Origin of the sequence: Sphingomonas crusticola, assembly GCF_003391115.1 — a bacterium.
GTDB classification, from domain to species: Bacteria; Pseudomonadota; Alphaproteobacteria; order Sphingomonadales; family Sphingomonadaceae; genus Sphingomonas_I; species Sphingomonas_I crusticola.
The window spans coordinates 1233096-1247471 of the sequence record NZ_QTJP01000001.1 but is presented as its reverse complement, the minus strand read 5'-3'; the positions used below and the strand labels follow the sequence as shown (position 1 = coordinate 1247471).

General features: G+C 64.7%; 12 protein-coding genes. 10 read left to right on the top strand and 2 right to left on the bottom strand.

Annotated elements, in window-relative coordinates:
- Positions 1–67: 67 nt before the first annotated feature.
- From DX905_RS05835 to DX905_RS05810, 6 genes are all read left to right on the top strand, one after another.
- Positions 68–1585, top strand: coding sequence for a tryptophan halogenase family protein (locus DX905_RS05835; protein ID WP_116090507.1), 1518 nt, complete (start codon positions 68–70; stop codon positions 1583–1585).
- Positions 1582–3105 carry a tryptophan halogenase family protein gene (locus DX905_RS05830; protein WP_116090506.1) on the top strand — a complete coding sequence of 508 codons (1524 nt, stop codon included), beginning with the start codon at positions 1582–1584 and terminating at the stop codon, positions 3103–3105. The genes DX905_RS05835 and DX905_RS05830 overlap by 4 nt, the downstream gene beginning before the upstream one ends.
- A 13-nt stretch (positions 3106–3118) precedes the next feature.
- On the top strand, positions 3119–3748 hold the full coding sequence (locus tag DX905_RS05825) for a hypothetical protein (protein WP_162875485.1): 630 nt from the start codon (positions 3119–3121) through the stop codon (positions 3746–3748).
- Positions 3749–3818: 70 nt separating this feature from the next.
- A complete protein-coding gene (locus DX905_RS05820) occupies positions 3819–4604 on the top strand; it encodes an IclR family transcriptional regulator (RefSeq protein ID WP_116090504.1) in 786 nt (261 codons plus the stop codon).
- A 192-nt stretch (positions 4605–4796) separates the two neighbouring features.
- Positions 4797–6095, top strand: a complete 1299-nt coding sequence (locus DX905_RS05815) for an L-fuconate dehydratase (protein ID WP_116090503.1) — start codon at positions 4797–4799, stop codon at positions 6093–6095.
- Positions 6092–7693 (top strand): alpha-L-fucosidase, encoded by a 1602-nt coding sequence (locus tag DX905_RS05810; RefSeq protein ID WP_116090502.1) that lies wholly within the window; start codon positions 6092–6094, stop codon positions 7691–7693. The genes DX905_RS05815 and DX905_RS05810 overlap by 4 nt, the downstream gene beginning before the upstream one ends.
- A 47-nt stretch (positions 7694–7740) precedes the next feature.
- Here the strand turns inward: DX905_RS05810 and DX905_RS05805 are convergent, their stop codons facing one another.
- On the bottom strand, positions 7741–9048 hold the full coding sequence (locus tag DX905_RS05805; protein WP_116090501.1) for an MFS transporter: 1308 nt from the start codon (positions 9046–9048) through the stop codon (positions 7741–7743).
- Between the two features lie 19 nt (positions 9049–9067).
- The gene (locus DX905_RS05800) at positions 9068–9877 is read right to left on the bottom strand and encodes a 2-keto-4-pentenoate hydratase (RefSeq protein WP_162875484.1); all 810 of its coding nucleotides are present in this window, start codon (positions 9875–9877) and stop codon (positions 9068–9070) included.
- Between the two features lie 149 nt (positions 9878–10026).
- On the opposite strand from DX905_RS05800, the gene DX905_RS05795 reads away from it, so the two are divergent.
- The 4 genes from DX905_RS05795 (at position 10027) to DX905_RS05780 (ending at position 14375) form a co-directional block, all read left to right on the top strand.
- Positions 10027–11046, top strand: coding sequence for a LacI family DNA-binding transcriptional regulator (locus DX905_RS05795; protein ID WP_116090500.1), 1020 nt, complete (start codon positions 10027–10029; stop codon positions 11044–11046).
- Positions 11047–11104: 58 nt separating this feature from the next.
- Positions 11105–11944, top strand: a complete 840-nt coding sequence (gene kduI, locus DX905_RS05790) for a 5-dehydro-4-deoxy-D-glucuronate isomerase (RefSeq protein WP_116090499.1) — start codon at positions 11105–11107, stop codon at positions 11942–11944.
- Between the two features lie 107 nt (positions 11945–12051).
- Positions 12052–12807, top strand: a complete 756-nt coding sequence (gene kduD / locus DX905_RS05785; RefSeq protein WP_116090498.1) for a 2-dehydro-3-deoxy-D-gluconate 5-dehydrogenase KduD — start codon at positions 12052–12054, stop codon at positions 12805–12807.
- Positions 12807–14375 (top strand): carboxylesterase/lipase family protein, encoded by a 1569-nt coding sequence (locus DX905_RS05780; protein ID WP_116090497.1) that lies wholly within the window; start codon positions 12807–12809, stop codon positions 14373–14375. The genes kduD and DX905_RS05780 overlap by 1 nt, the downstream gene beginning before the upstream one ends.
- Position 14376 lies beyond the last annotated feature (1 nt).

The following is a 14376-nucleotide window of genomic DNA, read 5'->3' as shown; positions in this document are numbered from 1 at the left end:
CGACGCCTGTTTTTTGAAGGGGTTGGCCGCTATGAAGGAAGGCAGGGCGGAGGCCCTGGGGGGATGAATGGCCGCAGCGCCGATCCGTAAGGTGGTCATTGCCGGCGGCGGCACTGCGGGGTGGATGGCGGCCGCTTTGCTGGCACGCTTCCTGCCCCCTCCCGTCGCCCAAATCGTGCTGGTGGAATCCGACGAGATCGGGACCATCGGCGTCGGCGAGGCAACGGTACCGCTGATGGCCCAGTTCAATGGCGTGCTCGGTATCGACGAGAAGGATTTCGTCACGGCGACGCAGGGGACGTTCAAGCTCGGCATCCAGTTTTGCGACTGGGGCGAGATCGGCAACGTTCATTTCAACGGCTTCGGTGACTATGGCGAGGCCATTCAGGGCGTGTCGCCCCACCATCATTGGCTCAAGCTCCATCAGCTGGGCGATCCCGCGCCGATCGAGGATTGGTCGATGCCCTATGCGGCCGCGCGCCGCGACCGTTTCGCGCCCCCCGAGGCGGTCCAGCAGCAGAGCGGCGAGGCCGCCTTCTTCAAATATGCCTATCATTTTGATGCGGGCCTCTATGCGCGCTACCTGCGTACTTATGCCGAAGCCAGGGGCGTCACCCGCCAGGAAGGCCGCATCGCGGATGTCGAGCTCGATCCCGAAACCGGCCGCGTTGCCGCGCTCCGGCTGGAGGGCGAAAGGCGGATTGCGGGTGACTTGTTCATCGACTGCACCGGCTTTGTCGCCCTGTTGATCGGCCAGGCGCTGGGCGTTGGCTATGCGGATTGGTCTGCCTTGCTGCCGTGCGACCGTGCCATCGCTGTGCCGAGCGCACGCCGCGATCCGCTCACGCCCTACACGCGCTCGATCGCGCGCCCCGCGGGCTGGCAATGGCGCATCCCGCTCCAGCACCGCACGGGCAATGGCCATGTTTACGCCAGCGCCTTCACCTCGGATGAGGAGGCGACGGCGCTGCTGCTCGCCAACCTTGATGGGGCACAGCTCGGCGAACCGCGCCTGCTGCGCTTCACCACCGGCCACCGTGAGAAATTCTGGTACAAGAATGTGGTGGCGCTCGGCCTCGCGGCCGGCTTCATGGAGCCGCTGGAATCGACCAGTATCCAGCTGATCCAGACCGGCCTTGCGCGGCTCGTGGAATATCTGCCGGACATGGATTTCGATCCGGTGATCGCGAGCGAATATAACCGTGTTACCGCGAACGAATATGCGCGCATCCGCGACTTCCTGATCCTCCATTATTGCCGCAGCCGTCGGCCCGAACCGATGTGGCAGCACTGCCGGACGATGGCGATCCCCGACACACTCTCCCACAAGATTTCGATCTGGCAGGCCTGCGGCCGCGTGCCGCTCTATTCGGAGGAATCCTATCAGGAGCCGAGTTGGGTCTCGATCTTCCTCGGCAACAAGGTTCTGCCGCGCCGCTACGATCCGATCGTCGATCAGCTCACGCTCCAACATCTGCGCGGTGGCATGGCGCAACGTCGCGAGGCGATCGCGCGCGTCGCGGAGCGGATCCCGCCCCATACCGTCTTTGTCGATCGGGCCTGCCCGGCGCCGGTGGCGGCATGAGCAACCCCAGGGCGCTGCGATCGATCGTTGTCGCCGGTGGCGGCAGCGCGGGATGGATGGCCGCGGCGGCTCTCTCGACAGCGCTGCAAGGCACGAGGTGCCGCATCACGCTCATTGAGTCGGAGGAGATCGGCACCGTCGGGGTAGGGGAGGCGACGATCCCGCCGATCCAGGCCTTCAATCAGGTGCTCGGCATCGACGAGACCGCATTCGTCAAGGCTACGCAGGGCACGTTCAAGCTCGGTATCGAATTCGTCGACTGGTATCGCCGGGGCCACCGCTATTTCCATCCGTTCGGCCGCTATGGCGACGATTTCGGCATGACGCCGTTTCATCAGCAATGGTTGCGCGCCCGCGCTCACGGCGACCCCGCACCGCTGTCGGCTTATTCGCTGACCGAGGCTGCCGCCTACAAGAACAAGTTCGATCGGCCGCCGGCCGATCCGCACTCAGTCTTCTCGACTTTTTCCTATGCCTATCATTTCGATGCGGGTCTCTATGCGGCGTTCCTGCGTGCCCATTCCGAAGCGCGCGGCGTGACGCGCGTCGAGGGCAAGATCGCCGACGTTGCGCTCAACGCCGCGACCGGCTTCGTTGAGGCACTCACGCTGGAAAGCGGGCAGCGGATCGAGGGTGAGTTGTTCCTCGATTGCACCGGCTTTCGCGCATTGCTGATCGGCGACAAACTGCGGGTGGGCTATCAGGATTGGACGCGTTGGCTCCCATGCGATCGCGCCATCGCCGTCCCCAGCGCCAGGCTGGCGGATTTGCCGCCTTATACTCGCGCCACCGCGCGCAGTGCAGGCTGGCAATGGCGCATCCCGCTCCAGCATCGCACCGGCAATGGCCACGTCTATGCCAGCGCCTTCATGGCGGATGACGAAGCGGAACGCATTCTGCTGGCGGGGCTGGAAGGCGCCCCCACCGGCGCGCCGCGCAAGCTGCGCTTCACCACCGGCATGCGCGCGCAGGGCTGGGCTCGCAACGTCATCGCGCTCGGCCTGTCGTCGGGCTTTCTCGAGCCACTGGAGTCGACCAGCCTCCATCTCGTCCAGAGCGGCATCACCAAGCTGCTTGCCTGGTTCCCCGATCGGGATTTCGATCCTGCCGTGACCGCCGAATATAATCGCCAGATAGCGCGCGAATTCGAAAGCATACGCGACTTCCTGGTGCTCCATTATCGGGCGACCGAGCGCGACGATTCGGATTTCTGGCGCCATTGCATGACGATCCAGCCGCCCCCGACGCTCGCGGCTAAGATGGAGATGTTCCGGCTCAACGGCCGCCTGATTGAGCGCGAGAAGGACCTGTTCCACGAGGCGAGCTGGCTTGCCGTGATGCTCGGGCAGGGCATCAGCCCCGACACCTATGATCCGCTCGCGGATATCGTGAATCCCCGCGAAACGCAGGCGGTCCTGTCGGGCATGCGCAACGTCATCGCGCGCACTGCCGATGGTATGCCCGGCCACGCCGCCTTCATCGAACGCCATTGCCGCGCCGCCCAGGCGCGGGCTGCCTGAGGAGGAGCGAACCATGATCCGAACCTTAGTGTTGGCCACCGCGGTCGCGCTTGCTGCGCCATCGATGCCCGCACAGGAGATTGTTAGCGGCGACGCGGCTGCCGGCCTCGTCTCGCGTACCGCAAGGAGCGAGGTCCATCTGGTGGCCGACCCCATGCTCAACGATCGGCGGCTGGTGCTGAAGATCGTAATCCTCAACCTCAGCGGGGCACCCCAGCCCTTCGGTCCCGATGCCGTGACGGTCACGGCGGGCGAGACGCCCATCGCACTGATGACGCGCGATGCCCTGGTCACGGAACGGACCGGTACCGCGATCGCCAGCGATGAAACCGCCCAGGCGCACACGACTGCCGCCCTGCCGATCACCAGCACTGGTCAAACCGACGTTTCGGGCTTCACCGGAAGCTCGGTCGGCGTGACGGGCGGCGTGCCGGCGTCCTCGATCGATCGGGCGCAGCGCCGGCCGAGCAACGCCGCGGCACTCGACGCCGTGCTGTTGAAGCCAATCACAATTCGGCCCAACGCCGCGGATGGCGGACAGGTCATCACCGAGAAACTACGACGTGCCAAGACGCCCGAAGTCCTCGTCACGATCAACTTTGCGGGCGATGTTCACCGTTTCAACGTCAAGGTGCCACGGTGATCGTCCGGTTGCCCTGAGTACCTGCGCAAGCCTATCTACGTTGCAACGACGTGCGCCGTAGGGGACGCGAATGAATGACATGGCCAGCCTCGACGACGATCGCCGCTACAAGGCACCGGCGCTTGAAAAGGGGCTCGATATTCTTGAGCTGCTCGCGACATCGTCCGCGCCGATGACGCTGACAGCGATCGTGAATCAACTCGGCCGCTCCCATGGAGAACTGTTCCGGATGGTGCAGGTGCTCGAATTCCGCGGCTATATTGAACAGGATCCCTCCGCCGATGGCTATCTGCTCACCGATCGGCTGTTTTCCCTCGGCATGCAGCGCCCGAAGACGCACAGCTTGGTCGAAGTCGCGCTGCCCGTGATGCGCCAGCTTGCGCTCGATGTTGGGCAATCCTGCCACCTCGCGCTGCATACGCTCGGCGAGATGGTGGTGGTCGCGCGGATGGAATCGAGCGAGCAGCTCGGTTTTTCGGTGCGGGTGGGATATCGTCGGCCTTTGGTGAAGGCGGCATCGGGCGCCGTGCTCTATGCTTTCCAGCCGGAGGATGTTCGCCGGCGATGGGAGCAGATGCTGTCGCCGCCGCTCAGCGATAAGGAACTCGCCGACTGGCGCGTACATGCGGACGAGATTCGCCAACGTCATGTCGAGCTGACGCCCAGCCGGTTCGTCGCGGGAGTCACCGACATCTCGGCGCCGGTTATGCGCGGCGGCGTTGCTGCGGCCGCGTTGACGGTGCCCTTTTTGGAGAAGCTTGGGCCGCAGGTCAGTCAAGAGGAAGCGGCGATCAAGGTGCAGACCTCAGCAGCCGCCATTTCCGATCAGTTGATCGACAGCGATAGCCGAATCTGATGCGGTAGCGCTTGCTATCGCTACCATTTACACATATGAAAACCGTGCTCACCCACGAACAGAGTTTTGTGGCGCGGGTCGAAAAACGGCGGATTAAGTCCGCGACCCCGGGGAGAGGACAGTGAAATATCATCCCGGCATCGCAGCGCTTCCCCATGTCGGTGACCATGGTGAGGCCGCAACGGCGCTTCGATGACCAGAATAACGGGCATTCGGATATTCGATTTGCGCTTCCCAACCGCGCTGGCGCGCGACGGATCGGACGCGATGAACGCCGATCCGGATTATTCGGCGGCTTATTGCATCCTCGACACCGATCAGCCCGATCTGACCGGCCATGGCCTTACGTTCACCATCGGGCGCGGCAACGATATCTGCTGCGCGGCTATTCGGGCGCTGGCGCCCCTGGTGGAGGGGCTCGAGCTGGAGTGGATCCGGGCTGACGGTGCGCGCTTCTGGCGGCACCTTACCGGAGATAGTCAGTTGCGTTGGATCGGTCCGGAAAAGGGCGTGATTCACCTAGCCACCGGGGCGGTCGTGAACGCCGTTTGGGACCTGCTTGCCAAGCAGGCGGGCAAGCCGCTGTGGCAATATATCGGTGAGATGAGTCCTGGCGAGATCGTCTCCCAGATCGACTTTCGGTACATGACCGATTTCATCACGCGTGACGAGGCTGTGGCGCTGCTGGAGGTGCGCGCTGCCGGCAAGGAGGCACGGATCGCGACGCTCAAGGCGCGCGGCTATCCCTGCTATACGACGTCGGCCGGTTGGCTGGGCTATTCCGATGACAAGGTGCGCGATCTCTGCGCGCAGGCAATCGCGCAGGGTTTTCGCCATGTGAAGATCAAGGTTGGCGCGGATGCCGAGGATGATCGACGCCGGCTCCAGATCGTGCGCGAGGCGGTCGGTCCCGACGTCAAGGTCATGATCGATGCCAATCAGGTGTGGGAGACGGGGGAGGCCATTGCGCGCGTCCAGGCTCTGGCGTTCGCTGACCCGTGGTTCATCGAGGAACCGACCAGTCCTGATGACGTCGAAGGCCATCGCGCGGTGCGCGAGGCGGTGGCGCCGATCCAGGTGGCAAGCGGCGAGATGTGCCAGAATCGCATCCTGTTCAAACAATTCATCAGTCGCGGCGCGATTGATATCGTCCAGCTCGATGCCTGTCGTTTGGGGGGGGTCAACGAGGTGCTGACGGTGCTGCTGATGGCCGCCAAGGCCGAGCTGGCGGTGTGCCCGCATGCCGGCGGCGTCGGCCTGTGCGAATATGTCCAGCACCTCTCGATGATCGATTATCTCTGCTTCTCCGGCACGACGGACGGTCGCGTTGCCGAATATGTGGATCATCTCCACGAACATTTTGTCGACCCGTGCGAGGTCGTTGACGCCGCTTACCGGCCGCCGACCGCGCCCGGCTTCTCGATCGAGATGAAGCAGGCGACGCTCGCCGGCTACGTCCATCGCCCCGAGCGCGCGGCCTCCGCGGCATGAAGGTCGGCCGCCGCGGCCTCATGGCAGCCGCTGCTGCCGCGATGGCGACGCGAGCCGCCGCTGCAATCGCACCCGACTGGGCGTCGCTGACACGTGCCTACACGCCGCCCGACTGGTTTCGCGACGCCAAGTTCGGCATCTGGGCGCATTGGAGCGCGCAATGCGTTCCCGAGGCCGGCGATTGGTACGGGCGGCTGATGTACGTCCAGGGCAATCCTTTTTACGACCATCACCTCAAACATTACGGCCATCCGGCCGACCGCGGCTTCCTAGAGATCGAGGGAGCGTGGAAGGCCGAGGCATGGGATCCGGAAGCGCTGATCGCGCTGTATAAAAAAGCCGGCGCCAAATATTTCATGGCCATCGCCAGCCACCACGACAATCTCGACACCTGGAACAGCAGCCACCATTCCTGGAATACGCTGCGTGTAGGGCCGAAGCGCGACATTATCGGCACCTGGGAAAAGGCGGTGCGCAGGGCTGGGCTGCGCTTCGGTGTCAGCAATCATAGCTCGCACGCCTGGCATTGGTGGCAGGTGGCCTATGGCTATGACGCCGAGGGGCCGCGCCGTGGCGAGCGCTACGACGCGTTCAAGCTGACCAAGGCGGACGGCAAGGGCACATGGTGGGAAGGCCTCGACCCGCAGGAACTCTACACCGGTCCCTGGTATGCGGCTCCCGACGGCATCACGTCGATCAAGGCGATGGATGCCTGGCATGACGCGCATGACGGCCAGTGGATCGAAACCGCGCCGCCCGCGCCGGCACGCTTCGTCGCCAACTGGCTCGCGCGCCAGCAGGAGTTGGTCGAGAAATACAGGCCCGACATGGTTTATCTCGACGATACCGGCGTGCCGTTCGGCGCTGCCGGGCTGGAGGCGCTCGCCCATTATTATGCCAAGTCGACCGAATGGCATGGCAAGGTCGACGTTGTCGTCACCGCCAAGAAGCTGACCCAGGATCAGCGTGGCGCGCTGATGGAGGATATCGAGCGCGGCTATAGCGATCATCTGCGCGCGGAGCCGTGGCAGACCTGCACCTGCATCGGCGACTGGCATTATAACCGCCAGCGCTTCGTCGACAAAAGCTACGTGCCGGCACTCCAGGTCATCCAGCGGCTGTGCGACGTCGTCTCCAAGAACGGCAATTTGCTGCTGTCGATCCCCGTCCGCGGGAACGGAACGATCGACAGCGAAGAAGAGAAGATCGTCGCCGGCATTACCGCCTGGATGGCGATCAACGGGGCGGCGATCCACGGATCGCGGCCGTGGCGCATCTACGGCGAAGGGCCGACCAGGCTCGAAGGCGGCGCGTTCGGCGAGGGCAAGGTCACCGGCTTCCAGCCCGAAGATGTCCGCTTCACAGTCAAGCACGGCGTGCTGCACATGGCACTGCTGGCCTGGCCGGAGCGGCCGGTGCGCGTGCCGTCACTCGGTCGGCGCGCACTCAACGGCGCCAGAATCGCCCGCGCCTCATTGCTCGGGGGCGATATCGTCCAGATCCGGCAAGAGCCGGATGCGACCACCCTGACTTTGCCGCCGGCCCTTCCCGGGCAGTTCGTGCCGGTTGTCCGGCTTGAAGGGGACGGCCTGGTCTAGCATCCACCGCACGCGGCCTGCTTACCGGCAGGCTGGCGTGCGTGGCGTTATCCGGCGGTGATCTTGGCCCGCTCCAGCCGTGGCGAGAGCAGATGGATGCACAGCAAGGCGACGAAATAGGAGCCGCCCGCTACCGCGAAGATGGCGGAATAGGTCCCCAGACCATCCAATATCTTGCCGATATAAAGCGAGAACAGCATCCCCCCGATCGCGCCGACCGTGCCGCCAATTCCGATCACCGATCCCACCGCATAGCGCGGGAAGGTATCGGACGGCACGGTATAGAGGTTGGCTGAGAAGGCCTGATGGCCTGCCGCCGCGATGCCGATGATCAGCACGTTGATCCACACGCTGTCGATATATTGCGTCGTCACCACCGGCAGGATGCAGAAAGCGCAAATCAGCATGGTGAGCTTGCGCGCCTTGTTGGCCGTCATCCCCGCCTTCATCAGGCGTCCGGACAGCCAGCCGCCGGCGACGCTGCCGACATCCGATAATAAGTAGATCGCGGCGATCGGCAGGCCGAAGCCGACCAGGTTGAGGTGATAGGTGTCGTGCAGATAGGGCGGCAGCCAGAACAGATAGAACCACCAGATCGGGTCGATGAAGAATTTGCCGAGCGCATAGGCCCAGGTTTCGCGCGTCGTCAGCAGCTTTGGCCACAGGCCCTTGACCCTCACGACCGGATCGGCCGGATCCTGGCGGATGTGGGCGAGCTCGGCCGCGCCGACGCGCTTGTGGCTCTGCGGATCGCGATACAGCAGCAACCAGGCGATCACCCACAGCACGCCCAATATGCCGGTGACGATGAACGCCATCCGCCAGCCGTAAGCGAGCGTGATCGCGGGCACGATCAGTGGCGTCAGGATCGCGCCGACATTGGATCCGGCGTTGAACACCCCGATGGCGAGCGCGCGCTCCTTTTGCGGGAACCAGTCGGTAACCGCCTTCACGCCCGCCGGAAAATTGCCCGACTCGCCAATGCCGAGCCCGAACCGCACCATTGCGAACTGCGTGATCGAGCCGACGCCGCCATGCAGGACGTGGAACAAGGTCCACACGCCGACCGCGACCGCATAGCCCATCCGCGCGCCAATCCAGTCGACGATCCGGCCAAAGCCGAGATAGCCGATCGCGTAGGCCAGCTGGAAGGTGAAGACGAGCTGCGCATAATCGCCCGGCGTCCAATGGAATTCGTGGCGGAGATAATCGGGCTCGAGCACGCCGATCATCTGGCGGTCGATATAATTGATGGCGGTCGCTGCGAACAGCAGCGCGCAGATCACCCAGCGGTAACGTCCAACCCGCTCCACCGCAGCCGCAACTTCGGGGTGCTCGGTGCCGTTCGTCGCCATCCTGGTTCTCTCCGCCTGATTATGCGGTCTTTGCCGCCTCGATAGTGCAGGTGATAGCCAGATTATCGCCAAAGCGCGCTACCACATTTTGCCCCGGGCGAACTTCGTGGACGCCGGTCACCGCCCCGGTCGAAACCCAGGTCCCGGCCGGAATCGCGATGCCGCGCCGCGCCAGCAGCTCGAGCAGGAAGCGCACAGCCCCGACTGCCCCGTCCAGCATCGTCTCGGTCGTCGCTCGCCCGGCCTCCGCGCCGTCGATCAGCAGGCTCACGGGCCAGCGTTCGAAGCCGCTGGTGCGCCAGTCGGGAATTTCTGCGCCGACGATCAGCCCATTGTTGTTGCCAAAGTCGGACACCGTTACCGCCGGACCATGCACATTAATGCCAGGGAAGGGCGAGCTCGCTATCTCGATGCCGACATGCACGGCGTCGACCAAAGCGGCCGCCTCATCCATCGTATAGCTCACTTTGTCCTGTGAGACATCGGCACCGATGCGGAGCAGGAATTCGGCCTCGGCCGCGCCGAAGCCGCCGGCGAAGATCGTCATCTGCAGGGGGGTGCCCTGATCCTGAAAGACATGGCGCGCGAAGATCGGCCCGGCGAGGCGGTTGACGTCGTAATGGGGCAGATCGGCCTCCCCAATGCGCCCAACCTTCCAGCCGACGATGCGATCGCCATCCTCGGCCAGCGCGAAATCCTGGATGGCATAAGCCTCGTCCAGCGCGCGCGGCATCGATCCCGGATAGTCGATCGGTGATTCCCCCGCCCGGCGCGCCGCCACGAACCTCCGGGCAATGCTGCGCAAATCGCTGCTTACAGCCGTCGTCACCCGCCCCTCACTCCCCAAATCATTTGCGATTCGATTAAGGGAAACCGGTGTCAACCGCAAGCCGGCCGATAACGATTGGCCGCAAAGATCGATGGGACACGGGCCCAGCGCATGGTTATGCTGTGCACCAAGGGAGCGGAACAAGCCATATGGCGAAACCCACGATCAACGACATTGCGCGCCTGTCGGGCGTGTCCAAAAAGACCGTGAGCCGGGTCATCAACCGCTCGCCCCTGCTCAACGACGACACGCGCGACCGGGTCGAGGCGGTGATCAAGGAGACCGGCTATGTGCCCAATCCGCAGGCGCGCGCGCTGGCGCTGCGCCGCAACTTCCTGATCGGTCTCGTCCACGACAATCCCAGCGCGCAGACCGTGCTTAACGTCCAGCAGGGTATCTTGCGCGCATTGCGCGACACGGAATTCGAGATGATCGTCCGCCCGGTTGATCGCGGTTCCGCGACGATGCTCGTCGACGTGCGCGATTTCCTCGCGCGCCAGCGGCTGTTCGGCGTCGTGCTGCTGCCGCCCATTTCCGAAAATGATCAGCTGGCCGAGGTCTGCAAGGATCTCGGCTGCCGCTATGTGCGGATGGGCTCGGCCGAGCTCGACGATCCCCAGCATATGGTCGCCTCCAACGATCGCCAGGCGGTCGCCGACGCCACCCGCTATTTGATCAAGCAGGGCCATCGCCGCATCGGCCTGATCACCGGCCCGCACGGCTTCCGCTCGGCGCGCGAGCGGCGCCAGGGGTTCGAAGACGCGCTCGTCGAGGCGGGCATCAAGCTTCCGCGCAGCCTGGTCGCCGACGGCAATTACACGTTCGAGAGCGGCATCGCCGCCACCCAGAGCCTGCTCGACGTCAGCCCGCGCCCGACCGCGATCTTCGCATCCAATGACGATATGGCGGCGGGCGTGTTGCTGGCGGCGCGCCAGCGCGGCCTGTCGGTGCCTGAACAGCTGTCGATCATCGGCTTCGACGATTCGCCGCTGGCGGCCCGCCTGTGGCCGCCGCTCACCACGGTGCACTGGCCAACGGAATCGATGGCCCGATCGGCGGCGCTGAAGCTGATCGGGGACATGATCGGCGAGGATCATGACGTCGAAGAGCCCTCGATGTTCATCTCGACGCTGGTTAAGCGCGGCTCGGTTGCGCCGCCGGAGAACTAAATCCGGCGCTTGCACTCGAATTTGACACCGGTTACCAACGGGGTTGGGAGAGATAAAGATGTTCGAAAAGACCTATTATGCCACCCACCCCGACATGATGGAGTGCGTCGCCAATGAGGAATTGCGCGATCGTTACCTGATCGGCGGCCTGTTTCGCGAGGGCGAATGCGTCCTCAATTACACCCATGCCGACCGCTTCGTGATCGGCGGCGTCGCGGTTGGCGCCGGCAGCGTCAAACTGCCCGACCAGACCGAGCCGCCGTCCGCGGCAGACCATCCCTTCCTGGAACGCCGCGAGCTTGCGATCGTCAATGTCGGTAAGGTCGACGGGATCGTGACGGTCGACGGGGAGGCGTTCACGCTTGGCAACAAGGACTGCCTCTACGTCACCATGGGTGCCCGCGACGTCCAGTTTTCGGGGGCCGGCGCGCGTTTCTATCTTGCCTCCTGCCCGGCGCATAAGGCGTTTCAGACCCGCAAATTGTCCATCGCCGACGCCAATGCGCTCGAGCGCGGCAGCCTCGCCGAATCGAACGAGCGTACCATCTTCCAGCTCGTCATTCCCGGCGTGTGCGATAGCGCCCAGCTCGTGATGGGCCTGACCGTACTCAAGGAAGGCAGCGTCTGGAACACGATGCCGCCGCACATCCATGAGCGGCGCAGCGAGATTTATTTCTACTTCGAACTCGACGGCCCCAACGACCGCGTGTTCCATTATATGGGTGAGGGCGAGGCGATGCGGCACATCGTCATGGCGAACGAAGAAGCGGTGATCTCGCCACCTTGGTCGATCCACATGGGCTCCGGAACTCGCGCTTACGCCTTCATCTGGGCGATGGCGGGCGAGAACCAGGATTATACCGACATGAACGTGCTCGATATCTGCCAGCTCGCGTGAGTGTTCTCCTTCCGCTTGCGGGAGGAAGCTAGGGGAGGGAGTGAGGTTGCTACCATAGCAGCCCCTCCCCCGACCCCTCCCGCAAGCGGGAGGGAGAAGGAGACGGAATGACCAACCCCTTCGATCTGACCGGCAAGGTAGCGGTAATCACCGGCGCCAATACCGGCATCGGCCAGGCGATCGCGCTGGCGCTGGCGCAAGCCGGTGCCGACATTGCGGCGGTCGGACGCACGCCCGCCGAAGATACCGTCGCGCAGGCCCGCGCGCTCGGCCGCACGGCGGAGGTGATCAGCGCCGACCTTTCCACGATCGAGCCGGTCCAGCGCGTGATCGACGAGACGCTGGAAAAGCTCGGCCGGCTCGATATTCTCGTCAACAATGCCGGCATCATCCGTCGCGCCGACGCGGTGGATTTCACCGAAGCCGACTGGGATGCGGTGATCGACACCAACCTCAAGTCGGTTTTCTTCCTGTGCCAGGCCGCGGGGCGGCACATGATCGCGCAGGGCGGCGGCAAGATCATCAACATCGCCTCGCTGCTGAGCTTCCAGGGCGGGATTCGCGTGCCGAGCTATACCGCGTCCAAGTCGGGCGTCGCCGGCATGACCAAGTTGCTGGCCAACGAATGGGCGGGCAAAAGCGTGCAGGTCAACGGCATCGCGCCCGGCTATATCGCCACCAACAACACCACTGCGCTGCAGTCGGATCCGGTGCGCAACCGCGCAATCCTCGATCGGATCCCGGCCGGCCGCTGGGGCGACCCCGCCGATCTTGGCGGGGCGGCGGTGTTCCTCGCCTCGTCGGCATCCGATTACGTGACCGGACATATTCTCGCCGTGGACGGCGGCTGGCTCGCGCGATGATGGGCGGGTTCGATCGCCGCGCCTTGCTCGCGGGTGCCGCCGCCCTGGCGATCCCGGTCCGCCTCCGCGCCGCCGCCGCATCGTCCGTGGTGCGGACCCGTGCCGGTCCCGTGCGCGGTACGATCGAGGACGGCCTCCATGTCTTTCGCGGCTTGCGTTACGGCCAGGATACGCGCCCGCGCCGCTTCCTCGCGCCGCTCGCGCCGACGCCATGGGCCGAGCCGGCCGACGCCACCGATTTTGCACCCTCCTGCCCGCAAAAGGGTGGCCGCATCGGTCCGACCAGCGAGGATTGCCTGTTCCTCAACGTGTGGACGCCCGGTCCCAACCCCGCCGCGCGCCGCCCGGTCATGGTCTACATCCATGGCGGAGCCTATTCGACCGGGAGCGTGGTGACGCCGCTCAACGACGGCCGCCATCTCGCGGCGCAGGGTGATGTCGTGGTGGTGACGATCAACCACCGCCTCAACGCGCTCGGCTATCTCTATCTTGCCCGGCTCGACCCGCGCTTTCCCGACAGCGGCAATGCCGGGCAGCTCGACCTGATCCTCGCGCTCCGATGGGTGCGCGACAATATCGCGGCGTTCGGCGGCGATCCCGGCAAGGTGATGGTGTTTGGCCAATCCGGTGGAGGTGCCAAGATCGCCACGCTGATGGGTACGCCCGCCGCCAAAGGTCTGTTTCACCGTGCGGTGACGATGAGCGGGCAACAGGTGACGGCCTCCGGCCCGCTCAACGCCACCGCCCGTGCGCGCGCCTATCTCAAGAAGCTCGGGCTCGAGCCCTCGACCATCGACCGGCTGCGCGAGCTTCCGACCGAGCGGCTGATCGAGGGATTGGACGCCGACGATCCGATCCTGGCGTCCGGCGGCGTCTATTTCGGCCCCGTGCTCGATCAGCGCATCCTGCTGCGCCACCCTTTCTATCCCGACGCCCACCCGCAGGGGCTGAGCATTCCAATGATGCTCGGCAACATGCATGACGAGACCCGCGCCTTCATTCCCGAGAACGGCCCGACGGTGCGGGGCCTTAGCTGGGACAATCTCGCTGAGCGGATCGCGCCCGAATTGCGGATCGACATCTTGCCCGAATATGTCGTCAGCCGGTATCGTCAGCTCTTCCCCAATTATACGCCGCTCCAGGTCTTCTACTCCGCCACCACCGCCGGGCGGAGCTGGCGCGGGCAGGTCATCGAGGCGGAAGAGCGCGCCAAGGCGGGCGCACCGGCCTTCGTCTATCAGGTCGACTTTGTCTCGCAGCAGAACCCGGCGCATGGCACGCCGCACGGCATGGATATCCCGCTGTCGTTCGGCACGATCGACGCGCCCGGATCGCCATCCGGCACCGGCCCCGCAGCGCGCGCGGCCAGCGGCCATGTCATGGGAGCCTATCTCGCTTTCACGCGGAGCGGCGATCCCAATCACCCGGGCCTGCCGCATTGGCCGAAATATGATCTCAAGACGCGATCGACGATGATCTTCGACGTGGCGGCGCGGACCGTCGATGACCCTCGCCGCGAGGAGCGGCTGCTCTTTGCCGCGGTGCCCTACATCCAGCCCGGCACCTGAC

Excerpts from the sequence above, each read along its gene's own strand:
- DX905_RS05810 (WP_116090502.1), top strand. The coding sequence starts at position 6,092 with ATGAAGGTCGGCCGCCGCGGCCTCATGGCAGCCGCTGCTGCCGCGATG.
- kduI (WP_116090499.1), top strand. The coding sequence starts at position 11,105 with ATGTTCGAAAAGACCTATTATGCCACCCACCCCGACATGATGGAGTGC.
- DX905_RS05825 (WP_162875485.1), top strand. The coding sequence starts at position 3,119 with ATGATCCGAACCTTAGTGTTGGCCACCGCGGTCGCGCTTGCTGCGCCA.
- DX905_RS05830 (WP_116090506.1), top strand. The coding sequence starts at position 1,582 with ATGAGCAACCCCAGGGCGCTGCGATCGATCGTTGTCGCCGGTGGCGGC.
- DX905_RS05815 (WP_116090503.1), top strand. The coding sequence starts at position 4,797 with ATGACCAGAATAACGGGCATTCGGATATTCGATTTGCGCTTCCCAACC.
- kduD (WP_116090498.1), top strand. The coding sequence starts at position 12,052 with ATGACCAACCCCTTCGATCTGACCGGCAAGGTAGCGGTAATCACCGGC.
- DX905_RS05835 (WP_116090507.1), top strand. The coding sequence starts at position 68 with ATGGCCGCAGCGCCGATCCGTAAGGTGGTCATTGCCGGCGGCGGCACT.
- DX905_RS05805 (WP_116090501.1), bottom strand. The coding sequence starts at position 9,048 with ATGGCGACGAACGGCACCGAGCACCCCGAAGTTGCGGCTGCGGTGGAG.
- DX905_RS05820 (WP_116090504.1), top strand. The coding sequence starts at position 3,819 with ATGAATGACATGGCCAGCCTCGACGACGATCGCCGCTACAAGGCACCG.
- DX905_RS05795 (WP_116090500.1), top strand. The coding sequence starts at position 10,027 with ATGGCGAAACCCACGATCAACGACATTGCGCGCCTGTCGGGCGTGTCC.
- DX905_RS05780 (WP_116090497.1), top strand. The coding sequence starts at position 12,807 with ATGGGCGGGTTCGATCGCCGCGCCTTGCTCGCGGGTGCCGCCGCCCTG.